This is a genomic window from Nocardia coffeae (assembly GCF_019890715.1).
GTDB lineage: Bacteria > Actinomycetota > Actinomycetes > Mycobacteriales > Mycobacteriaceae > Nocardia > Nocardia jiangxiensis.
In genome coordinates, this window is record NZ_JAINZY010000001.1 from 1040377 (window position 1) to 1061228 (window position 20852).

Genomic DNA, 20852 nt, shown 5'->3' on the forward strand with positions numbered 1-20852 from the left:
TCGGCTCAGACGCCGCCGGATTCGGCGAGGCGGGACAGCCCCTCGCGGATCTGGCGGGCCAGCTGGTTGTCGATGCCGTCGAGGGTTTCCAGTTCGTCGGCGGTCGCGGACAGCAGGCTCGACAGCGAACCATACACCGCGACAACGGATTCCACGCTACTCAACGAGACTCGCGGAATCTCGGCGAGCAGCCGGTAACCGCGCGGGCACACCGCGGTGTCCAGCGCCTCGAGAGTGGCCGGAAAGCCCAGTGCGGGACCGAGGTTCACCAGATCCAGCAGATCCACCTCGAGCAGACCGTCCAGTTCGAGCAGAGCCGCGTCGACATTCGCCTCGTCCACCGGATGCGCCCGCAGATAGTCCCGGACCAGCAGTCGCCGCAGGGTTTCGGTCTCGCCGACCAGTTCGGCGAGCTGCAGGGCCAGCTGACGGCCGTCGATACCGAGTTCACCGACGTCGGAATCGATCTCGCGGCCGACCCGGCGCACCAGTTCCAGGCAGTGCAGGACGGACAGCACGTCGCGCAGGGTGGTGAAATCCTCCAGCTCCACCATCGACAGCAGCCGCGCGGTCTCGTCCAGCCGCGAACGGTAGCGCTCGAGTGTGCCCATGGCCTGATTGGCGCGCGAGAGAATCGACTGCGAGGGCTGCACCAGATGCCGCAGACCGCCCAGATACACCGTGACGATCCCGGTCGAGCGGCTCACCGAGATCACCGGATAGCCGGTCTGCGCCGCGGTGCGCTCGGCGGCCTTGTGCCGGGTGCCGGTCTCCACCGTGGGCAGCGCGGGATCCGGGACCAGATGCACATTGGCCCGCCGGATGCGCCCTCCGTCGGTCGAAAGCACCACTGCGCCATCCATTTTCGATAGTTCGCGCAGACGCGTCGGGGAGAACTCGACATCGAGCTCGAACCCGCCGTCGCAGATCCGCTCCACCGGCTCGTCGTGCCCGAGCACGATCAGCGCGCCGGTGCGGGCCAGCAGGATCCGATCGATGCCGTCACGCAACTGCGTGCCCGGAACCAGCCGGGCGACCACGTCGCGCAACGCGAGATGTTCGCTATCGCAGTGCACCACAGTGGAATTGGAATGCTCGCCGCCCATCGCGGGCTTGCCGAGCAGATTGGTGACCCAACGGCCAGGGTTCATTCGGCAGCCTCCGCATGTTCGCCCCCTCGCTTCGACAAACCACTCAACGCAACTGCCGCACGCACATTCGCCACCTCGCGCACCCGCATGGACAGGCCGGAGCAATCCACGCCCGGCGGCACCAGCGCCTCAGTGAAACCTAGCCGCTCGGCCTCGGCGAGGCGACGCCCGGCCCCCGTGACACGCCGAACCTCACCGGCCAGCCCGACCTCGCCCAGGATCACCAGGCCACCGGGCAGCGCGATGCCCCGCTCGGAACTCGTGATCGCCAGCGCGACAGCCAGATCCGCCCCGGGCTCGGTGAGCCGCATACCGCCCACGGTGGCCGCGTACACATCGTGTTTACCGAGGTAGACGTGGCATCGGCTCTGCAGCACCGCGAGCACCATGGAAACCCGGTTGTAGTCCAGACCGCTGACCGCCCGGCGCGGCGCGGGCGCGGGCGTCGACACCGTCAGCCCCTGCACCTCGGCCAACAGCGGACGTTTACCGTCCATCGCGACGGTGATCGCCGTACCCGGCACCGGATCGGCGCGATGGTGCAGGAACAGTCCGGACGGATCGGGCACACCGGCGATGCCGTCGTCGTGCAGTTCGAAGCAGCCGACCTCGTCCGCGCTGCCGAAGCGATTCTTCACCCCGCGCACCATGCGCAGCGTGGAATGTTTGTCGCCCTCGAACTGCAGCACCACGTCGACCAGATGCTCGAGTGTGCGCGGACCGGCGACATTGCCGTCCTTGGTGACGTGCCCGACCAGCAGCACCGCGATACCGCTGGCCTTGGCCAGCGAGGTCAGCGCCGCGGTCACCGCGCGCACCTGCGTCACCCCGCCGATCACGCCCTCGGCATCCGCGGCCAGCATGGTCTGCACCGAGTCGACCACCAGCAGCGAGGGCCGCACCTGCTCGACATGCCCGAGAATGGTGGCCAGATCGGATTCGGCGGCGAGGTAGACCCGCTCGTGCACCGCGTCGGTCCGATCGGCGCGCAACCGCACCTGTCCGGCGGACTCCTCCGCGGTCACATAGAGTGCGCGTTCCTCCCGCTGGCGCGCCCAGCGGTGGGCCACCTCGAGCAGCAACGTCGATTTGCCCACACCGGGCTCGCCGGACAGCAGCACCACCGAACCGGGCACCACGCCGCCGCCGAGCACCCGGTCCAACTCGCTCACACCGGTCGGCCGGGCACGGGTGACCGTCGAATCGATGGTGGAGATCGGTGCGGCCGCCGTCGAGGGCAGCAGGGCCCGCCGCCCGGTCGCGACCGATGCGGGCGCCGCGGCCTGCTCATCGATGGAACCCCACTCGCCGCAGGAAGGACAGCGTCCCACCCACTTGGCGACCTCGTGCGAACAGGCGGAGCAGCGGTAGAGCGATTTCACCTTGGGCACGTGCGCAGCCTAGGGATCGACTCCGACAGACTCCGCGTACCCCGCCCGGCCACGCTGTGCGTCACGACTGCTCGGGCGGCCGACGGACCGGTTCCCGCCCCGGATCAGCTCGCGCTGTTCGGGGTGCTGCCCGCGTCGACCGGAACGTTCACCAGAACGGTCCCGGCCTCCTTGAAGTTGAAGGTCACCGGATACGTCGGACCGGGGGTGATGTCCTTGGTCAGACCCGAGATCTCGACCAGGATCGGCTTGGCCGCACCGGAGGCCGGCTTACTGGTGGCCGCCGCCGACGCGGAGGTGGACGGCGTGGTGGTGGCGGTGCCGGACGACGGCGCGGTGGTGGTGGCGGTGGTCGAGGCGACCGGCGCGCTGGACTCCACGGCCTGCGGGCCACCCGCGACGACGGTCCGGCCCGGCTCCAGGGTCGTATCGGCCGGAGTGACCTCGATGGTGCCCAGGTCGGTGGTGATGCTGCTGAGCTCGTCGGGCTTGGACGCGCCCTCGTTGACCACGCTGAAGGCGATGATCGCCTTGCCACCCTTGGCGTTGGTGTACTCCTCGGACTGCGGCAGCAGGATGCGCACATCGCGCAGCGCCACATCGCCCACGTTGGCGGTGTTGCCGTTCACCGCGGAGACCTGCCGCGCGGTCTGCGCGATCTGGCCGGAGCTGCAGCCCGACAGTGCGAGTGCGGCACCCGCGGCCAGCGCGGCAACTGCAACAGCACTGCGACGCACGGCGCTGCGGCGCGCCTGGGACGCTGTGGTGGCTTTCAGGGCAGTCACGGGTTGTCCTCCATGTCGACCGGGCTCACTCCACGATGCAGAGTAGTAGTACGGAGCGTAATAGTTGTCCGGGCGCGCGGATCGACGGGGCCCTGACGGTTTCCCGCGCCACCCCCGCCGCGCACGGGCCCGGCCGTAACTTGTTCTGGCACAACAGGATGCACAACGTTTTGGTTCTGTCAACCCCCAGCGCCCGGCTGTTGTGGCCCTGACCTGCGTCGTTGATCGCGCCGTTATCGAGTCGCATGTTAAACTGTGAGCATCGAAAGGGGCACGGGACACATGATTTTTAAGGTCGGAGACACCGTCGTTTACCCCCACCACGGAGCGGCGCTGATCGAAGCTATCGAGACTCGCACCATCAAGGGTGTGCAGAAGGAGTATCTGGTCCTGAAGGTCGCCCAGGGCGATCTCACCGTACGGGTTCCCGCCGAGAATGCCGAATACGTCGGCGTTCGTGACGTCGTGGGCCAGGAGGGTCTCGATCGAGTCTTCCAGGTGCTACGTGCGCCGCACACGGAGGAGCCGACGAACTGGTCTCGGCGTTACAAGGCCAACCTCGAGAAGCTCGCCTCCGGCGATGTGAACAAGGTGGCCGAGGTCGTGCGTGATCTCTGGCGGCGCGAACAGGATCGCGGCCTGTCCGCCGGCGAGAAGCGCATGCTCGCCAAGGCCCGTCAGATCCTCGTCGGTGAACTCGCCCTTGCCGAGGGCACCGATGATGTCAAGGCCGAGACTCTGCTCGACGAGGTTCTCGCAGCGGCCTCCTGATCGTGAACCAACTGCACGACACGAGTCGTGTCGTGGCATTGGTGCCTGCCGCCGGTCGGGGCGTGCGCCTGGGTGAGTCCATACCCAAGGCGTTCGTCCCGGTCGGCGGCAGCCCCATGCTCATACTCGCTATCGACGGCCTGATCGCGTCCGGAGTCGTGGACCACATCGTGATCGCCGCGCCCGCCGAACTCCTCGACGAGGCGCGAATTCTGCTGGGCCACCGCGCCGAACCGGCATGCCCCGTGCCGGTGAGCGTGGTCGCCGGCGGCGCGGAACGCACCGATTCGGTGCGCGCCGGAATTGCCGCCGCACCGCAGGCCACCCATTTCCTCGTGCACGATGCCGCGCGCGCCCTGACGCCGCCGTCGATGATCGCGCGGGTGGTGGCCGAACTGAAGTCCGGTTGCCCGGCCGTCGTACCGGGTCTGCCGGTCGCGGACACGATCAAATCCGTGGACGCCGACGGCGAGGTCACCGGCACCCCCGATCGCTCGGTTCTGCGCGCGATCCAGACTCCCCAGGGTTTCGACGGCCGACTCCTGCGGGACGCCTATGCCGCCGGAATGCACGCGACCGACGACGCGGGCCTGGTCGAAGCCTTCGGCGCGCGCGTGCGCGTGATTCCCGGCGATCCGCTGGCGTTCAAGATCACCACCCCGTTGGATCTGCGCCTGGCCCGCACCCTGCTCGCCGAGCGCGACACTCCCGGCCGCGCCGAGATTTCCGAACAGTTGAACACGGTGACGCGATGACCGATCCGGCCTCGATGCGCGTGGGCATCGGCACCGATGTGCACCCGATCGAACCCGGTCGTCCCTGCTGGATGGCCGGGCTGCTGTTCGAGGGCGAGAGCGGCTGCGCCGGTCACTCCGACGGTGACGTCGGCGCGCACGCGCTGTGCGACGCACTGCTGTCGGCGGCCGGACTGGGCGATGTGGGCGCGGTATTCGGCGTCGGGCGGCCCGAATGGGCCGGCGTGTCCGGTGCGGACATGCTGCGCGAGGTCCGCCGGCTGCTGGCCGAGGACGGATACACCATCGTCAACGCGGCCCTGCAGATCATTGGCAATCGTCCCAAGATCGGACCTCGCCGTAGCGAGGCGCAGGATGTCCTGGGAGAATTACTCGGTGCACCGGTTTCGGTGTCCGGCACGACCACCGACGGTCTGGGACTCACCGGCCGCGGCGAGGGTGTAGCGGCGGTCGCCACCGCGTTGCTGAGTTGTCGTAACTAACTCGCCCGCACCCCTGAGCTGCCGGATATCCCGTACCCGGCACCTGCCCCGTACCTCATGCAAAATTCCTGACAGTAGGATGGCTGGTCGTGACTCTGCGCCTCTTCGACACCGCGACGCGGACCCTGCGTGATTTCACGCCTCTGGTCCCCGGCCGAGCGTCGATATATCTGTGTGGCGCCACGGTGCAGGGCGAGCCGCATATCGGACACGTCCGCAGTGGAGTCGCGTTCGACGTCCTGCGCCGCTGGCTGCTCGCGGGCGGTTACGACGTCGCATTCGTGCGAAATGTCACCGATATCGACGACAAGATCCTGAACAAGGCCGCCGCGGCGGGCCGTCCCTGGTGGGAGTGGGCCGCCACGCACGAGCGCGCCTTCGACCGCGCCTACGCCGCACTGGGTGTGCTGCCCCCGTCGGTGGAGCCGCGCGCGACCGGGCACATCACCCAGATGGTCGAGATGATGCAGCGGCTGATCGACCGCGGTCACGCCTACGCCTCGTCCGGGAACGTCTACTTCGATGTGCGCAGCTATCCCGAATACGGCGCGCTGTCCGGGCACAGGCTCGACGATGTGCATCAGGGTGAGAGCGCGGGCGAGGGCAAACGCGATCCGCGCGACTTCACGCTGTGGAAGGCCGCCAAACCCAATGAGCCGACCTGGCCCTCACCCTGGGGTCCGGGCCGCCCCGGCTGGCATCTGGAATGCTCGGCGATGGCCGGGTTCTATCTCGGCCCGGAATTCGACATCCACTGCGGCGGTATGGATCTGGTGTTCCCGCACCACGAGAACGAAATCGCCCAATCCCGTGCCGCCGGTGACGGTTTCGCGCGGTACTGGTTGCACAACGGCTGGGTGACGCTGGGCGGGGAGAAGATGTCCAAGTCGCTCGGCAACACCCTGGCCGTGCCGAATGTGCTCGAAAACGTTCGGGCCGTGGAACTTCGGTTCTATCTGGGCAGTGCGCACTACAGCTCGATGCTGGAGTACTCCGATCAGGCGCTGCGCGATGCGGCCCAGACCTATCAGCGGCTCGAGGCGTTCGTGCGCCGGGCGACCGAACGCCTGGGCGAGATCCCGGTCGGCAAGTGGACCGACGCGTTCGCCGAGGCGCTGGACGACAACCTCGGAATTCCCAAGGCGCTGGCCGAAATTCATCGGGTCGTGCACGAGGGCAACAAGGCGCTGGAATCCGCCGCGACCGACACCGCCCGCGAGGCAGCCGGACAGGTGCGTGCGATGCTCGGCATCCTGGGTGTGGATCCGCTGGATCCGCACTGGTCCGGGCCGCAGGATTCCTCCTCTGCGAACGACGCGCTGGAGATTCTGGTGCGCGCCGAACTCGAGCGCCGGCAGCACGCTCGCGCCACGAAGGACTGGGCCGAGGCCGACGCGGTGCGCGATCGGCTGCACGAGGCGGGGGTCGAGGTCACCGACACACCCGACGGCCCCGAATGGTCGCTGGTGTCACCGACGGCACGAAAGGCGAACTGATGGCAGGCAATTCGCAAAGGCGCGGCGCGGTGCGCAAGAGCGGCACCAAGAAGGGCCAGGTCGCCGGGTCCGGCGGGAAACGTCGTCGTGGACTCGAGGGCCGGGGCGCGACTCCGCCCGCGACCGAACGCAAATACCACCCCGCGGCCAAGCGGGCCGCCGCGGCGGCCAAGGCCGCGGCCAAGTCCGGCGGCGGTTCGGGCGGCGGCCGGGTTGCCGGACGCCGCAACGCCGATGGGCCCGAACTGGTGCTCGGCCGCAATCCGGTGGTGGAGTGCCTGCGCGCCGGCGTCCCGGCGACGGCGCTGTACGTCGCGGTGGGCACCGAGAACGACGAACGGCTCACCGCCTCGGTGAAACTCGCCGCCGACGCCGGTATCTCGATCCTGGAGGTGCCGCGCACCGACCTGGATCGCATGAGCTCCAACGGATTACATCAGGGCATGGCCCTGCAGGTGCCGCCGTACCGGTACGTCCACCCGGACGATCTGCTCGAATCCGCCCGGGGCTCGGGCGAACCCGCGTTGCTGGTGGCGCTGGACAACATCTCCGATCCGCGCAATCTCGGCGCGGTCATCCGCTCGGTCGCGGCCTTCGGCGGACACGGCGTGGTGATTCCGCAGCGGCGCAGCGCGAGCGTCACGGCGGTGGCCTGGCGGACCAGTGCCGGCGCCGCGGCGCGGCTGCCCGTCGCGCGCGCGACGAATCTGACTCGCACACTGAAGGATTGGGCCTCGACCGGCGTGCAGATCGTCGGCCTGGACGCGGGCGGGGACACCGTCCTGGACGAATTCGACGGCACCGCACCGACGGTCGTGGTGGTCGGTTCGGAGGGCAAGGGTCTGTCCCGGCTGGTGCGAGAGACCTGCGACGAGATTCTGAGCATCCCGATGTCCGGGCCGGTCGAATCGCTGAACGCGTCGGTCGCGGCGGGTGTCGTACTGGCCGATATCGCACGTCAACGCCGGTCCTGACCGAGCCGAATCGGCCCGTCCGGGAGGGGAATTGCGCCCGCGAACGGGCCGGTCGCGGTGAATTGGCGCGCGTCCGGCCGATGAAACGGCCCGTGTCACCGTAGACTTGGACGGTGTCCATGTGGAATGAGCAGCCCTACTGGGGAGAGCTGCCCGATCAACCGGTCGGTCCGGCGGTCGAGCACCCGCACGCGACGACCGTGCTGCTGCTCGGCATCCTGAGCATATTTTGTTGCGGCGCACTGGGTCCGGTTGCATGGGTCCTGGGTAAGCAGGCGCTGAATCAGATCGAGCAGTCCGATCAGCTCAATCACGCCTACGGCGCCACGCTCGGCGGGCGTTCGCAGATACTCGTCGGATACGTCCTGGGCATCATCGGCACGGTCCTGATGGTCCTGGTGGCCATCGTCTTCCTGCTGATGGTCCTCGGCGGACGCGCCTGAACCGACCGGGTCGTCAGTCCAGTCCGGGGCGTTCGGGCTCGGAAGGCACTTCCCAGGCGGGCCATTCACTGCTGATGCTGCCGGTCCATCGGGGCGGGCGGCGGTCGCGGAATGCGGCCATCCCCTCGCCTCCGTCGAGGCTCCGCCCGACGTAGCCGTTCAGCTCGGTCTCCATCCGGCCGACCGCCTCCTGGGTCATCCCCAAGCCCTCCCACAGCAGCCGCTTGGACAGCGCCGCGGGCAGCGGTGCGGATCCGCCCGCGATGTCGTGTGCGACGGCCATGGCGGTCGGGAGCACCTCGGAGCCGTGCAGGCAGCCGTTGGCCAGGCCCATCGACTTGGCCTCCTCGCCGTCGAAGGTGCGGCCGGTGAGCATGATGTCCGCGGCATTGGCCATGCCGACCAGCCGCGGCAGCGTCCAGTGCGCATAGCCGTCGGCCAGGACCGCGCGACGGACCTGATTGAGCCCGTACACCGCGTCGCGAGCCATGTATCGCAGATCGCACTGCAGTGCCAGGGCCAGGCCGACGCCGACTGCGTGACCGTTGACCGCCGCGATCACCGGTTTGCGCACCCGCCACGGCGGCGGATCGAGGGTGGCGCTGACCTCACCGACCCGGTGGGACAGATCCGCGCCCGCGCAGAAGGCCGGCGGCGTCCCGGTGAGCACGACCGCGCGGATCGCGTCCTCGACATCGCAGCGGCGCAGTGCCGCACCGAGTTCGTCGGTCAACTCCGGGGTCAGCGCGTTCTGCTGCGCCGGACGATTGAGCGTGAGTACCGCGACGCCGCCGGAAACATCGACGTGCAGTTCCGAACTCATGCAGTGTCCTTCCGGCGCGAACGGGTCCGCCGCGACAGATCGTCGCAGCTGTTCCCGACCGCAGATGTCTTTCCGCACGACCCGGCCTCACGCGGCATGAGGCCGCCTCGGACGTGCTGTGTACCTGACGCACGAGCCGATCCGCGGGACCCGCTCTTGCGTGCGACAACATCCTAGGACACCGGCGCCGGGTATCCCGGGGGCGTGCGCATTCAGGACATTCGCACCCGCCGACGCGGCCGAGGGAGTCCGCCGTATGGTCGGAGCCGATGCTGATCGACGAGGGTGGCACAGGTGTGCCGATTCTGCTGTTGCACGGGCTCATGGGCAGCGCGCGGACGTGGCGCGCACAACTGGACTGGCTGCGCCCGTTCGGGCGGCTCTACACCTTCGACGCGGCCGGACACGGCCGGCCCGCGCCCCCGGAGCTGACCACCGAGGCGTTCGTGGCGGATCTGGCCACGGCCACCGCGCGGATCACCGAGCCGATGGTGGTGATCGGTCACTCGATGGGCGGACTGCACGGGTGGATGTTCGCCGCGGCCCATCCGGACCGGGTGCGTGCGCTGGTGGTCGAGGATATGGCTCCGGACTTCCGCGGCCGCACCGCGCGGGACTGGGCGGAGATGATCGATGCCTGGCCGCAGCCGTTCCCGGACCAGGACGCGGTCCTGGATTTCTTCGGTCCGGTGGCCGGGCGCTACTTCCTGCAGGCGTTCACCCACGGCCCCGACGGTTACCGGTTGCACGGCGCGGTCACGACGTTCCGCGACATCTCCGAGGAGTGGGGTACCCGGGACTTCTGGTCGCAGTGGGATGCCGTGCGCGTGCCCGCTCTGCTGATCGAGGGTGAGCACACCATCACCCCGCCCGGCCAGATGCGCCGCATGGCCGCGGATCATCCGCAGGCTCGCCACGTCCTGGTTCCCGATGCGGGCCACCTCGTGCACGACGACCAGCCCGCCGCCTATCGCGCCGAGGTCACCCGCTTCCTGTCCGAGGTTCTGGGCTGATCCACCGCGGCATGTATCCGTGATCCTGCTCGCCGATCAGCGCCGTGAAGTGCGACGATGTGCGCGAAGAGATTTGAGGGCGTCTGCCGTCAGTCCGTGTCGCGATGCGTCGTATGCTCGTCGCAGGCCAACGAACGAAGGTGACCAGATGATCGATTTCTCGATTCCCGCCGACCTCGCCGCCGAACGTGATCGGGTGCGGCAGTTCGTCATCGACAAGATCGTTCCCTACGAGCGCGATCCCCGGGTGACCTCGCACGGGCCGACCGACGACCTGCGTCAGGAACTGGTGGAGCTGGCGCGAGCGGAGAAGTTGCTGACCGTGCAGGCCCCGGTCGAGCTCGGCGGACGCGGACTCACCCACGTCGAGCAGGCCGTGCTGTACGAGGCGGCGGGCTGGTCCACGCTCGGCCCCGTCGCGATGAACTGCGCCGCACCCGACGAGGGCAATATGTTCCTGCTGTCCAAGGTCGCGGACGCGCAGCAGATCGACCGGTACCTGATGCCGGTGATCACCGGTCACCAGCGTTCGGTCTTCGCGATGACCGAACCGGACGGGGCCGGATCGGATCCGGGTCAGCTGGCCACCACCGCCACCTTCGACGGCGAGAATTTCACCGTCAACGGCCGCAAATGGCTCATCACCGGCGCGGACGGGGCCAAGACCTGGATCATCATGGCCCGGCTCGAGGCCAACCCGCACCTGCCCGAGGGGCCGACGTTGTTCCTCACCGAGGGCGACACCCCCGGCATCGTCATCGAGCGCACGATGAACACGATGGACCGCAACTACGTCGGCGGGCATGGCGTGGTGCGATTCGAGAACCTCACGCTGCCAAGGGAATCCGTCCTCGGCGAGACCGGCCAGGCACTGCGGTACGCGCAGCTGCGCCTGGCCCCGGCCCGCCTGACGCACTGCATGCGCTGGCTGGGAGCGGCCGAGCGGGCACAGAGCATCGCGGTCGAGCACGCGCGCACCCGCACCGCATTCGGCAAGCCCATCGGCGAGCACGAGGGCGTGTCGTTCCTGTTGGCGGACAACGAGATCGCGCTGCATCAGTGCCGCCTGACCATCTGGCACGCCTGCTGGCTGATGGACAACGGCCACAAGGCCCGGCACGAGAGTTCGATCGCCAAATCCAGTGTGTCCGAAGAACTTTTCAAGGTCGCGGATCGCTGCGTCCAGGTCCTCGGCGGCATCGGCATCAGCGACGAGACGGTCGTGGAGATGATCTTCCGCGATATGCGCGCCTTCCGCCTGTACGACGGCCCCACCGAGGTCCACAAGTGGGCCATCGGGCGTCAGGTGCTACGCGGCTGAGGACGGGAGCAGCGGCTTCCCACAGTAGGGCTATGGTCGGCTTATGGCTGTTGTCAAAATCAATGCAATCGAAGTGCCCGAGGGTGCGGGGCCCGAATTGGAGAAGCGGTTCGCGGGCCGCGCGCACGCGGTGGAGAACTCGCCCGGCTTCCTCGGGTTCCAGCTGCTGCGCCCGGTCGCCGGTGACAATCGGTACTTCGTTGTCACGCAGTGGGATTCGGAGGAGTCCTTCGCCGCGTGGCGGGACGGCCCGGCCAAGACGGCGCACGCGGGTGATCCGTCCCGTAAGCCGGTGTCGACCGGTGCCTCGCTGCTCGAGTTCGAGGTCGTGCTCGACGTCGCGGCGAAGCCCGCCTAGTTCACCCATTCACTGTTCACCCGGTTCGTAGCGGGTGGATCGGGCCCCGCGTGCGGTGTCACCGGGGCCCGATCCGTGCGCGGGCTCGACCCGCGCGATGCCTCAGTCCTCGAAGCTCGCGTCCAGCTCGATGGTGCCGACGCCGGCCAGGGCCTTGCTGATCGGGCAGCCTGCCTTGGCCGCCTCGGCGGCCTTCACCGCGCCCGCGGCGTCCAGGCCGGACACCCGGCCCCGGACGGTCAGCTTGATGCTGCTGAGGCGGAAACCGCCCGCCGGATCCGGTCCGAGCGTCACATCCGCGTTGACGTCCAGGCTCTGCACGGTGCCGCCGGCATTGCCGATCTCCGCGGAGCACGCCATCGCGAAACAGGACGAATGCGCCGCCGCGATCAACTCCTCCGGACTGGTGGTGCCCTCAGCGGTGTCGGCGGTGCGCTTGGGGAACGACACGTCGAACTTGCCGACTCCGGAGCTGGCCAGCTCGACCTGTCCCGAGCCGTCCTGCAGTCCTCCGGTCCATGCGGTACGTGCGCTACGTGTTGGCATCGAGGTCCTTTCTGTGTTTTTGGCCTCCGCTTCGCTCCGGCGGGTTTGCGGCGCCCGAAGGCTCACCGCTCGGCCACGTGTCGGGCACTCGTTCCTCGCACCCGCCACGCGTCCGAGCGGCAAGCCGCGCCGCAAACCGGAGGTTGGCGTTGTCCGGGTCGACGTTACTCGGAGTTCGACGTCATCCGGGGGTCGACGAGGGTTGCGGCTCAGGCCATGTCGCGACGGTGCAGCAACCACACCATCGCGACCGCGAAGACTACGATGTAGACCGCGAGGACCACGAAAGACGCGGGGCGCGAGAGGATGTCGAGCACACCCGGGGTCGACTCCCCGGAGATCGTGCGCATCGCGCCGGCGAGCGAACCCGCCGCGGTGCCGGGCAGGTGATCGGTGATCGCCCGGATCGGCGCGAAGATCGAGGCGACGCCGCGCAGCAGATTCTCCACCACCAGCACCCACACCAGCCCCAGGCCGACGGCCAGCGCCGGACCGCGAGCCAGCACGCCGATCACCGCGCCCGCCAACGTCCACATCCCGAGAATTACTGCACCCGTGAGGATTCCGAGCAGTGAGCGTCCGGCACCCGGCAGCGCGAGCGACTGATGCTGCACCGTGCCGATGATCGCGGCCACACCGGTGTCGACCACGAACGCGGTGAGCACCAGCGCGACGACCACCACGGCCAGGGCAAGCACCGTCCCACCGGCCACCCGCGCGCGCGAGGGCCCCTGGGTGAAAACGGTCTTCCAAGTGCCCCAGCCGTATCCGCTTCCGGTCACGAGCGCACCCAGCACCAGCATCAGCGCACCGCCGAACATCGCCATCCCCTGCGTGAACACCTCGGGCACCGCGGCGGGCAGCATCTGCTGCAGCAGGATCGCCCGTGGCTGCCCGTTGGACATACGCATCGACGAACCCGTCGCATAGGCGAGATAGTTGAACAGATAGGCGAAGACCAGGTTCAGCACAATCCAGGTGCCCAGGATGATCCAGAACGCGGGCCAGCGGCGTAGGCGGGCGAATTCGGATCGGGTGCAAGCGATCAGGTCGGTCATGACAGGTTCTCCAGCTTCGTCGTCTCGAACAGCGGGCACAGCCTGCACCCCGGTCACGACGCACGCTCCAGCGTCGTCAACTCGAAGAAGACCTCCTCCAGCGAACGTTCGTCGCTGCGCAGTTCCAGCAGGTCCGCACCCGCCTCGACCACCGCACGTGCCACCTCGGGCGCCATTGCCACACCGGCATCGACTCTGATGCCGCCGGTGGTCAGCAGTGCGGTTCGCTCGCCCAGTACGGCACGGACCGCCGGGAAGGCCAGTTCCACCGGTTCGGCTCGCAGGAAAAGCGTTGCCGTGCCGCGTAATTCGCGCACCGTCGATTCGGTGAGCAGGCGGCCCTGCGAGATGACGCCGACGCGGTCGCAGATCTCCTGCACTTCGCTGAGCAGGTGCGAGGACAGCACGACGGTGTGCCCGTCGCCGGCGAGTCCGGTGATGAGCTCACGCATCTCGGCCATTCCGGCCGGATCCAGGCCGTTGGTGGGTTCGTCGAGGATCAGCAGATCCGGGTGACCCAGCAGGGCCGCGGCGACCCCGAGACGCTGTTTCATCCCCAGCGAGTAGGCGCGGAACCGGTCGTTCCCGCGGGCGGCCAGGCCGACCCGGTCGAGCGCCTCCTCCGCGTCGTCCCGGGTGCAGCCCCGATAACACGCCAGCACCCGCAGGTTGTCCCGGCCGGACAGGTACGGGAAGAAGCCCGGCCCCTCGATCAGCACCCCGATCCGGCGCAGCGCCGCGGGATCGCCAGGACGCCGGCCCAGGACGCTCGCGCGGCCCGAGGTCGGCCGGATCAGGCCCACCAGCATGCGCAGCGTGGTGGTCTTCCCGGCCCCGTTCGGTCCGAGGAAGCCGTAGATCTGCCCGGCCTCGACGGTCATGCCGACGGCGTCGACGGCGGTGTGCGTGCCATAGCGTTTGGTCAGCGCCTCGGTGCGCACGACCGCCGCGGCGGGATCCGATTCGTTCATGACATCGAGAATCCGCCCACGACCTGGCCGGGCACATCCGCCGACGGGCGTGACCGGGCATACGTATCCGGACGTAACCCATCTCCCGCAGCGACCGGACCCGCACGATCGGACCATCCGGATACCACGCGCCACAAGTGGCGTCCGGCATCAGCGCGATCGGACCCATGCACCCGAACACAACCCGCCCCGACGTCCGGGAACCGGTGCGATCGGTCCGTACGTATCTGGACGTAATTCGCTGCGCGGGGCGTCCGGAACCGGCGAAGCGGCGTTACGGTTCGATTGTGGAAGCGCGCGTGCGGCCCAGTGGCCGGGTTCTGTTGCCGGCGCTGATCGCCGCCGTCGTCCAGGTGGGGGCGGGTGCCAAGGCGAATGCACACTGGCACGAGACCGGCTCGCGGCAGCTCGATGCCCTCGGCTACGCGCTGCTGCTGGCGGGCCCGTTGCTGCTGCTGGCGCGACGGGCGTATCCGCGCGCGGTGCTGTACGCGGTGCTTGTCGTCACGCTGGCCTATCTGGTGCTGGGATACGGGTACGGCCCGATCTTCATCGCGCTGGCGATCGCGTTCCTGGCCGCGGCCCGACGCGGTTCGCGCTGGTGGACCTATCCGATCGTGCCGCTGGGCTATCTGCTCATGGTGTGGCCCGCGCCGTTCACGCGCGGGCATCCCACCAATTACTGGCAGATCATCGGGCTGTTCGCCTGGCTGTCGGTGCTGGTGGCGTTGGCCGAGGGGATTCGGCAGCGGCGTGCGGTGCTGATCGCCCGACGGCAGCGGGCCCAGGACGCTCAGCGGAACGAGCAGGCCGAACGAGCGCGCGAGCAGGCTCAGCGCGAACAACGGGCCACGCAGGAGCGTCTCGCGATCGCTCGCGAGCTGCACGACGTTCTCGCGCACAGTCTTTCACTGATCAACGTGCAGTCCTCGGTGGCGCTGGAACTGCTCGACCGCAAACCCGAACAGGCCGCGACAGCGCTGGCCGCGATCAAATCCGCCAGCCGCGACGCACTCGGCGAGGTGCACGCGCTGCTGCAATCCATTCGGTCGGGAGCGGAAACCGTTGCCGCACCGACGAGTCCGGCCGTGCGGGTGGGCGATCTCGACGCGTTGATCGAACCCGCTCGCGCGGCGGGCCTGCTGGTCCGGACCGAGGTGACCGGCGATCCGCTACGACTGCCCGCCGTTCTGGACGTGGCCGCCGCCCGGATCGTCCAGGAATCGCTGACCAACGTGCTGCGGCACGCCCCCGGCGCGAGTGCCGTTGTCGGCGTGCACTATTCCCCGGACGAGCTGCGCGTCGTGGTCGAGAACACCGCACCCCCGAATACTCCACAACCATCCACAACCCCGGGCGGCAACGGCATCCCTGGCATGCTCGAACGCGCACACGCACTCAACGGTGAGCTGTCCGCCATCGCGTTGCGCCACGGCGGATTCCGCGTGACCGCACGTCTTCCGATTCCCCAGGAGCCCCGATGACCCCCGAACGCCACGGTATCCGAGTTCTGGTGGCCGACGATCAGGCGCTGGTGCGCGGCGGATTCGCCGCCCTGCTGGACGCGCAGGAGGGTATCCGCGTCGTGGGCGAGGCCGACAACGGCGAACAGGCGGTGCGGATGTCCCGGGAACTGATGCCCGACGTCGTACTGATGGATATCCGGATGCCGGTGCTGGACGGCCTGGCCGCCACCCGCGCCATCGCGGCCGATCCCGCATTGAGCGCGGTGAAGGTGGTGGTGCTGACCACCTTCGAACTCGACGAGTACGTCTTCGAGGCAATGCGTTCGGGCGCAACGGGATTCCTGGTCAAACATACCGAACCGGCCGATCTGGTCCGGGCGGTGCGCGTGGTGGCCGAGGGCGATGCGCTGCTGTCCCCCAGTGTGACTCGCCGTCTGGTCGCCGAATTCGCCTCCCGCGCGAAGCCCGCGCCCGCAGCCGAACTCACCGAACTGACCGACCGCGAACGCGAGGTGATGAGCCTGGTCGCCGAGGGCCTGACCAATGCCGAGATCGCCGAACGCCTGTTCATGAGCCCCGCGACCGCCCGCACGCACGTCAGCCGAATCCTGTTGAAGCTCAACGCCCGTGACCGGACCCAGCTGGTCGTGATGGCCTACGAGTCGGGATTGGTGCGGCCGGGCTGGCAGTAACGGATCGGCCGCGCCCATGCGGGAATGATCGACCGGTTCCGGGGCGCTGAGTGATAGAGCAGACATTTTTTCGCAGGAGGTTCGATGACCATTCGATTCGGCACGATGCAGGCCCCCGGATCGGCGGCGGACTGGCTGAAGACCGCCAGAAACGCTGAGCGACAGGGCTATCACACGATCCTGATGCCCGACACGCTGCGCACCGCGTCCCCCTTTCCGGCCCTGGCAGCCGCGGCGGCGGTGACCACGACCCTGCGCGTGCGCCCGAACGTCATCGCGGCGCCGCTGCGAACGGCCGCGGTCGCGGTGCGGGAAATCGCCGCGCTGCAGCAACTTTCCGACGGACGCTTCGAACTGGGCATCGGCATCGGACGCCCCGATGCGGTCCAGGAGGCCGAAAAGCTCGGCAGGCCCGGCGGTTCGGCATCCGAGCGACGCGCGCATCTGATCGAGATCGTGGCGGCCGTGCGGGCCGAGGTCGACCCCGCGCCGCCGGTCATGATCGCCGCCTCGGGTCCTCGCATGCTCGCGGCAGCGGGACGGATCGCCGACCGCGTCCTGCCCGCGCTGTATCCGGCTGCCACCGAGAAGGATCTGGCCGGGATCATCGCCACGGTGCGCGAGAATGCCGATCGCCCGGTCGCTTTCACCGGTCAACTGATCGGCATCGGCGATCAGCTGGCCCCGCCGCCGGGCAACTGGCAGGTCCCGAGCGCCGCCGAACTGCGCGAAGCGGGTTCGGTCGGTCTGCTGCCCGCCGACCCCGCCGAGGCCGCCGCCATTCTGGAATACCGCCGCGACACCTACGGCATCGATGAGGTGATCGTCCCGGGCGCACTGGCCGAGGCGTTCCAGCCGATCCTCGATCGCCTGCGCTGAACGACGCGTGCGGCGCTAGCGCTGAACCGCGCGACGCTGCCGGGCCGCTTCGTACAGCAGGACCGATCCCGCGGTGGCGGCGTTGAGGCTGCTCGCGCCGCCGCCGATCGGGATGCGCACGATATCGTCGCAGGCCTCGCGCCAACGCGCGCTCAGGCCGCTGGTCTCGTTGCCGATGACGATCAGGCGCGGCCCGGTCAGGTCGTAGTCGGCGATATCGGCGGTGCCGTGCTCGTCGGTTCCGACGACGCGCAGCGGAGTTCCAGCCCGCTGCCGCTCGTGTACCCAGGCCGACACTTCATCGGTGGATCGAGCCCGCACCACCGGCAGGCTGAACAGCGAACCCGTACTCGCCCGCACCGCTTTCGGATCGTAGATATCCGCGGCATGACCGGTGACCACGACGGCGGACGCACCGAAGGCATCGGCCGAACGGATCAGCGTGCCGACGTTCCCCGGGCTCACCGGCCGATCGAAGACGATCCCGAAAAAGTCCGGCCCACAGGCGATTCGGTCGAAGTCGTCGGGCCGGGCCACTCCCACCGCGATCAACTCCGGCTCGCCGGACCCCCGCTCCCCCAACTCGGCCAGCAACTCGGGCGCGACATCGATGACCTCCGCGTCGCTGTCCTCGATGATCCCGCGTGCCCATTCGGACAGCTGCCTGCCCTCCGGCCGCAATAGGCTCTCGAACCGCCACCCGTTCGCCGCCGCCAGCGAGATCGGCCGCACCCCCTGAATCAGGAACACCCCGGCGCGCTGCCGCTTGTTCCGATTCGTCAGCAACGCCTCCCACTGCTGAAACCTGGCATTTCTGACGGTGACCTTCAGCGTTCGGCCTTCCTGTCGGGGTCCGGACCTCGCCCGGACATGGGCAACGGCCCCTTCCCGAAACCGGGAAGGGGCCGTGCGACGGTACTGCCTATTACTCTCCGGCCGCGGTGGCGGATTCACCGGCGAGTGCTGCCACCGGCTTCTCCTCCTCTTCCGCGGGCTTGGCGGGCTTGGCCCGACCGACGAAGGTGAACTTGGCGTCCTCGCCCTGGCCTTCGCCGTCCCAGCCCTCGACGTCGACCGAGACGATCTGGCCGGGGCCGATCTCGCCGAAGAGGATCTTCTCCGACAGCTGGTCCTCGATCTCGCGCTGGATGGTCCGGCGCAGCGGGCGAGCGCCCAGCACCGGGTCGAAGCCGCGCTTGGCCAGCAGACTCTTGGCCTGCTCGGACAGCTCGATCTCCATGTCCTTGTTCCGCAGCTGGGTGGCGACGCGGTTGATCATCAGGTCCACCATCTCCACGATCTGATCGGTGGTGAGCTGGTGGAAGACGATCACGTCGTCGATGCGGTTCAGGAACTCGGGGCGGAAGTGCTTCTTCAGCTCGTCGTTGACCTTGAGCTTCATCCGCTCGTAGTTCGAGCCCTCGTTGTTGGACTGGGTGAAGCCCAGGCCGACGGCCTTGGAGATGTCCGAGGTACCGAGGTTCGAGGTGAAGATCAGCACGGTGTTCTTGAAGTCGACCGTGCGACCCTGACCGTCGGTGAGGCGGCCGTCCTCCAGGACCTGCAACAGGGTGTTGTAGATCTCCTGGTGGGCCTTCTCGATCTCGTCGAACAGCACGACCGAGAACGGCTTGCGGCGCACCTTCTCGGTGAGCTGGCCGCCCTCCTCGTAGCCGACGTAGCCCGGAGGGGCACCGAACAGCCGCGAGGCGGTGAAGCGGTCGTGGAACTCGCCCATGTCGATCTGGATGAGCGCGTCGTCCTCGCCGAACAGGAAGTTCGCCAGCGCCTTGGACAGCTCGGTCTTACCGACACCGGACGGACCGGCGAAGATGAACGAGCCCGAGGGACGCTTCGGATCCTTCAGACCGGCGCGAGTACGGCGGATGGCCTTGGACACGGCCTTGACCGCGTCCTCCTGGCCGATGATCCGCTTGTGCAGCTCGTCCTCCATACGGAGCAGACGGGTGGTCTCCTCCTCGGTGAGCTTGAACACCGGGATACCGGTCCAGTTGGCCAGCACCTCGGCGATCTGCTCGTCGTCGACCTCGGCCACGACATCCAGATCACCGGAGCGCCACTGCTTTTCGCGATCGGCACGCTTGGCGACGAGCTGCTTCTCCTTGTCGCGCAGACGCGCGGCCTTCTCGAAGTCCTGCGCGTCGATGGCGCTTTCCTTCTCCCGGCGCGCATCGGCGATCTTGTCGTCGAATTCGCGCAGGTCCGGCGGTGCGGTCATGCGACGGATGCGCATCCGGGCGCCGGCCTCGTCGATCAGGTCGATCGCCTTGTCCGGCAGGAACCGGTCGTTGATGTAGCGATCGGCCAGCGTCGCGGCCGCGACCAGCGCGGAGTCGGTGATCGAGACGCGGTGGTGCGCCTCGTACCGGTCCCGCAGGCCCTTGAGGATGTTGATGGTGTGCTCGACGGTCGGCTCGCCCACCTGGACCGGCTGGAACCGGCGCTCCAGGGCGGCGTCCTTCTCGATGTACTTGCGGTACTCGTCGAGGGTGGTCGCACCGATGGTCTGCAGCTCGCCGCGGGCCAGCTTGGGCTTGAGGATCGAGGCCGCGTCGATCGCGCCCTCGGCCGCGCCCGCACCGACCAGCGTGTGCAGCTCGTCGATGAACAGGATGATGTCGCCGCGGGTGTTGATCTCCTTGAGCACCTTCTTCAGGCGCTCCTCGAAATCACCGCGGTAGCGGCTGCCCGCGACCAGGGAACCCAGGTCGAGGGTGTACAGCTGCTTGTCCTTCAGCGTCTCGGGGACCTCGCCGTTGACGATGGCCTGGGCCAGGCCCTCCACGACGGCGGTCTTACCGACGCCGGGCTCACCGATCAGCACCGGGTTGTTCTTGGTGCGGCGGCTCAGCACCTGCATGACGCGCTCGATCTCTTTCGAGCGGCCGATGACCGGGTCGAGTTTGCCCTCGAGCGCGGCCTGGGTCAGGTTGCGGCCGAACTGGTCGAGCACGAGCGAGGTGGATGGGGTGCCCGACTCGCCGCGCGAGCCCGACTCCACCGGCTCCTTGCCCTGGTAGCCCGAGAGCAGCTGGATGACCTGCTGACGCACCCGGTTGAGGTCGGCGCCGAGCTTGACCAGCACCTGGGCGGCCACGCCCTCGCCCTCGCGGATCAGGCCGAGCAGGATGTGCTCGGTACCGATGTAGTTGTGGCCGAGCTGCAGCGCCTCGCGCAGGCTCAGCTCCAGCACCTTCTTGGCCCGCGGGGTGAACGGGATGTGCCCGGACGGGGCCTGCTGACCCTGGCCGATGATCTCCTCGACCTGGCTGCGCACACCCTCCAGCGAGATGCCGAGCGACTCGAGCGACTTGGCCGCGACACCCTCACCCTCGTGAATCAGCCCCAGCAGGATGTGCTCGGTACCGATGTAGTTGTGGTTGAGCATCCGGGCCTCTTCCTGGGCCAGGACAACGACACGCCTCGCGCGGTCGGTGAACCTCTCGAACATCGCTC

At 68.5% G+C, this 20852-nt stretch carries 21 protein-coding genes; 12 read left to right on the top strand and 9 right to left on the bottom strand.

What is annotated here, in order from left to right:
* Positions 1-5 precede the first annotated feature (5 nt).
* The 3 genes from disA to K7711_RS04555 form a co-directional block, all read right to left on the bottom strand.
* Positions 6-1106 carry a DNA integrity scanning diadenylate cyclase DisA gene (gene disA / locus K7711_RS04545; protein WP_222966677.1) on the bottom strand — a complete coding sequence of 367 codons (1101 nt, stop codon included), beginning with the start codon at positions 1104-1106 and terminating at the stop codon, positions 6-8.
* 41 nt (positions 1107-1147) lie between these two features.
* Entirely contained in the window at positions 1148-2542 is a 1395-nt protein-coding gene (gene radA, locus K7711_RS04550; RefSeq protein ID WP_222965100.1) for a DNA repair protein RadA, read from the bottom strand.
* A gap of 104 nt (positions 2543-2646) precedes the next feature.
* Complete coding sequence (locus K7711_RS04555; RefSeq protein WP_308014460.1) at positions 2647-3327, bottom strand: copper chaperone PCu(A)C domain-containing protein; 681 nt, start codon at positions 3325-3327, stop codon at positions 2647-2649.
* Positions 3328-3609: 282 nt separating this feature from the next.
* On the opposite strand from K7711_RS04555, the gene carD reads away from it, so the two are divergent.
* From carD to K7711_RS04585, 6 genes are all read left to right on the top strand, one after another.
* On the top strand, positions 3610-4098 hold the full coding sequence (carD, locus tag K7711_RS04560) for an RNA polymerase-binding transcription factor CarD (RefSeq protein WP_019931623.1): 489 nt from the start codon (positions 3610-3612) through the stop codon (positions 4096-4098).
* A gap of 11 nt (positions 4099-4109) precedes the next feature.
* On the top strand, positions 4110-4853 hold the full coding sequence (ispD, locus tag K7711_RS04565) for a 2-C-methyl-D-erythritol 4-phosphate cytidylyltransferase (RefSeq protein ID WP_222966681.1): 744 nt from the start codon (positions 4110-4112) through the stop codon (positions 4851-4853).
* A gap of 14 nt (positions 4854-4867) precedes the next feature.
* A complete protein-coding gene (gene ispF / locus K7711_RS04570; protein WP_040828492.1) occupies positions 4868-5335 on the top strand; it encodes a 2-C-methyl-D-erythritol 2,4-cyclodiphosphate synthase in 468 nt (155 codons plus the stop codon).
* An 89-nt stretch (positions 5336-5424) separates the two neighbouring features.
* Positions 5425-6831: a cysteine--tRNA ligase gene (cysS, locus tag K7711_RS04575; protein WP_222965102.1), complete on the top strand. Its 1407-nt coding sequence runs from the start codon at positions 5425-5427 to the stop codon at positions 6829-6831.
* Entirely contained in the window at positions 6831-7805 is a 975-nt protein-coding gene (rlmB, locus tag K7711_RS04580) for a 23S rRNA (guanosine(2251)-2'-O)-methyltransferase RlmB (protein ID WP_222965104.1), read from the top strand. Before cysS ends, rlmB begins: the two co-directional genes overlap by 1 nt.
* Positions 7806-7924: 119 nt before the next feature.
* Complete coding sequence (locus K7711_RS04585; protein WP_040828494.1) at positions 7925-8248, top strand: DUF4190 domain-containing protein; 324 nt, start codon at positions 7925-7927, stop codon at positions 8246-8248.
* Between the two features lie 13 nt (positions 8249-8261).
* Here K7711_RS04585 and K7711_RS04590 read toward each other — a convergent pair whose 3' ends face one another.
* Positions 8262-9071: an enoyl-CoA hydratase/isomerase family protein gene (locus K7711_RS04590; RefSeq protein ID WP_040828495.1), complete on the bottom strand. Its 810-nt coding sequence runs from the start codon at positions 9069-9071 to the stop codon at positions 8262-8264.
* A 269-nt stretch (positions 9072-9340) separates the two neighbouring features.
* On the opposite strand from K7711_RS04590, the gene K7711_RS04595 reads away from it, so the two are divergent.
* The 3 genes from K7711_RS04595 to K7711_RS04605 all read left to right on the top strand — a co-directional run bounded on the left by K7711_RS04595 (position 9341) and on the right by K7711_RS04605 (position 11763).
* Positions 9341-10084 (top strand): alpha/beta fold hydrolase, encoded by a 744-nt coding sequence (locus K7711_RS04595; protein WP_222965106.1) that lies wholly within the window; start codon positions 9341-9343, stop codon positions 10082-10084.
* A gap of 148 nt (positions 10085-10232) precedes the next feature.
* Positions 10233-11405: an acyl-CoA dehydrogenase family protein gene (locus K7711_RS04600; RefSeq protein WP_040828320.1), complete on the top strand. Its 1173-nt coding sequence runs from the start codon at positions 10233-10235 to the stop codon at positions 11403-11405.
* Positions 11406-11448: 43 nt separating this feature from the next.
* Positions 11449-11763, top strand: coding sequence for an antibiotic biosynthesis monooxygenase family protein (locus tag K7711_RS04605; protein ID WP_040828321.1), 315 nt, complete (start codon positions 11449-11451; stop codon positions 11761-11763).
* 102 nt (positions 11764-11865) lie between these two features.
* On the opposite strand, the gene K7711_RS04610 is transcribed toward K7711_RS04605, so the two are convergent.
* From K7711_RS04610 to K7711_RS04620, 3 genes are all read right to left on the bottom strand, one after another.
* Entirely contained in the window at positions 11866-12309 is a 444-nt protein-coding gene (locus K7711_RS04610) for an OsmC family peroxiredoxin (protein WP_222965108.1), read from the bottom strand.
* A 209-nt stretch (positions 12310-12518) separates the two neighbouring features.
* Complete coding sequence (locus K7711_RS04615; RefSeq protein ID WP_222965110.1) at positions 12519-13367, bottom strand: ABC transporter permease subunit; 849 nt, start codon at positions 13365-13367, stop codon at positions 12519-12521.
* Between the two features lie 53 nt (positions 13368-13420).
* Positions 13421-14338 carry an ABC transporter ATP-binding protein gene (locus K7711_RS04620; protein ID WP_222965112.1) on the bottom strand — a complete coding sequence of 306 codons (918 nt, stop codon included), beginning with the start codon at positions 14336-14338 and terminating at the stop codon, positions 13421-13423.
* A 287-nt stretch (positions 14339-14625) separates the two neighbouring features.
* Here K7711_RS04620 and K7711_RS04625 point away from each other — a divergent pair, with 287 nt between their 5' ends.
* The 3 genes from K7711_RS04625 to K7711_RS04635 all read left to right on the top strand — a co-directional run bounded on the left by K7711_RS04625 (position 14626) and on the right by K7711_RS04635 (position 17375).
* On the top strand, positions 14626-15822 hold the full coding sequence (locus K7711_RS04625) for a sensor histidine kinase (RefSeq protein WP_308014463.1): 1197 nt from the start codon (positions 14626-14628) through the stop codon (positions 15820-15822).
* Entirely contained in the window at positions 15819-16496 is a 678-nt protein-coding gene (locus K7711_RS04630; protein ID WP_222965116.1) for a response regulator transcription factor, read from the top strand. The genes K7711_RS04625 and K7711_RS04630 overlap by 4 nt, the downstream gene beginning before the upstream one ends.
* 84 nt (positions 16497-16580) lie before the next feature.
* Positions 16581-17375, top strand: coding sequence for an LLM class flavin-dependent oxidoreductase (locus K7711_RS04635; protein WP_222965118.1), 795 nt, complete (start codon positions 16581-16583; stop codon positions 17373-17375).
* Positions 17376-17390: 15 nt separating this feature from the next.
* On the opposite strand, the gene K7711_RS04640 is transcribed toward K7711_RS04635, so the two are convergent.
* Both K7711_RS04640 and K7711_RS04645 read right to left on the bottom strand, forming a co-directional pair.
* Complete coding sequence (locus K7711_RS04640; protein ID WP_222966683.1) at positions 17391-18206, bottom strand: TrmH family RNA methyltransferase; 816 nt, start codon at positions 18204-18206, stop codon at positions 17391-17393.
* 94 nt (positions 18207-18300) lie between these two features.
* Positions 18301-20847, bottom strand: a complete 2547-nt coding sequence (locus K7711_RS04645) for an ATP-dependent Clp protease ATP-binding subunit (protein WP_222965120.1) — start codon at positions 20845-20847, stop codon at positions 18301-18303.
* Positions 20848-20852: the final 5 nt, after the last annotated feature.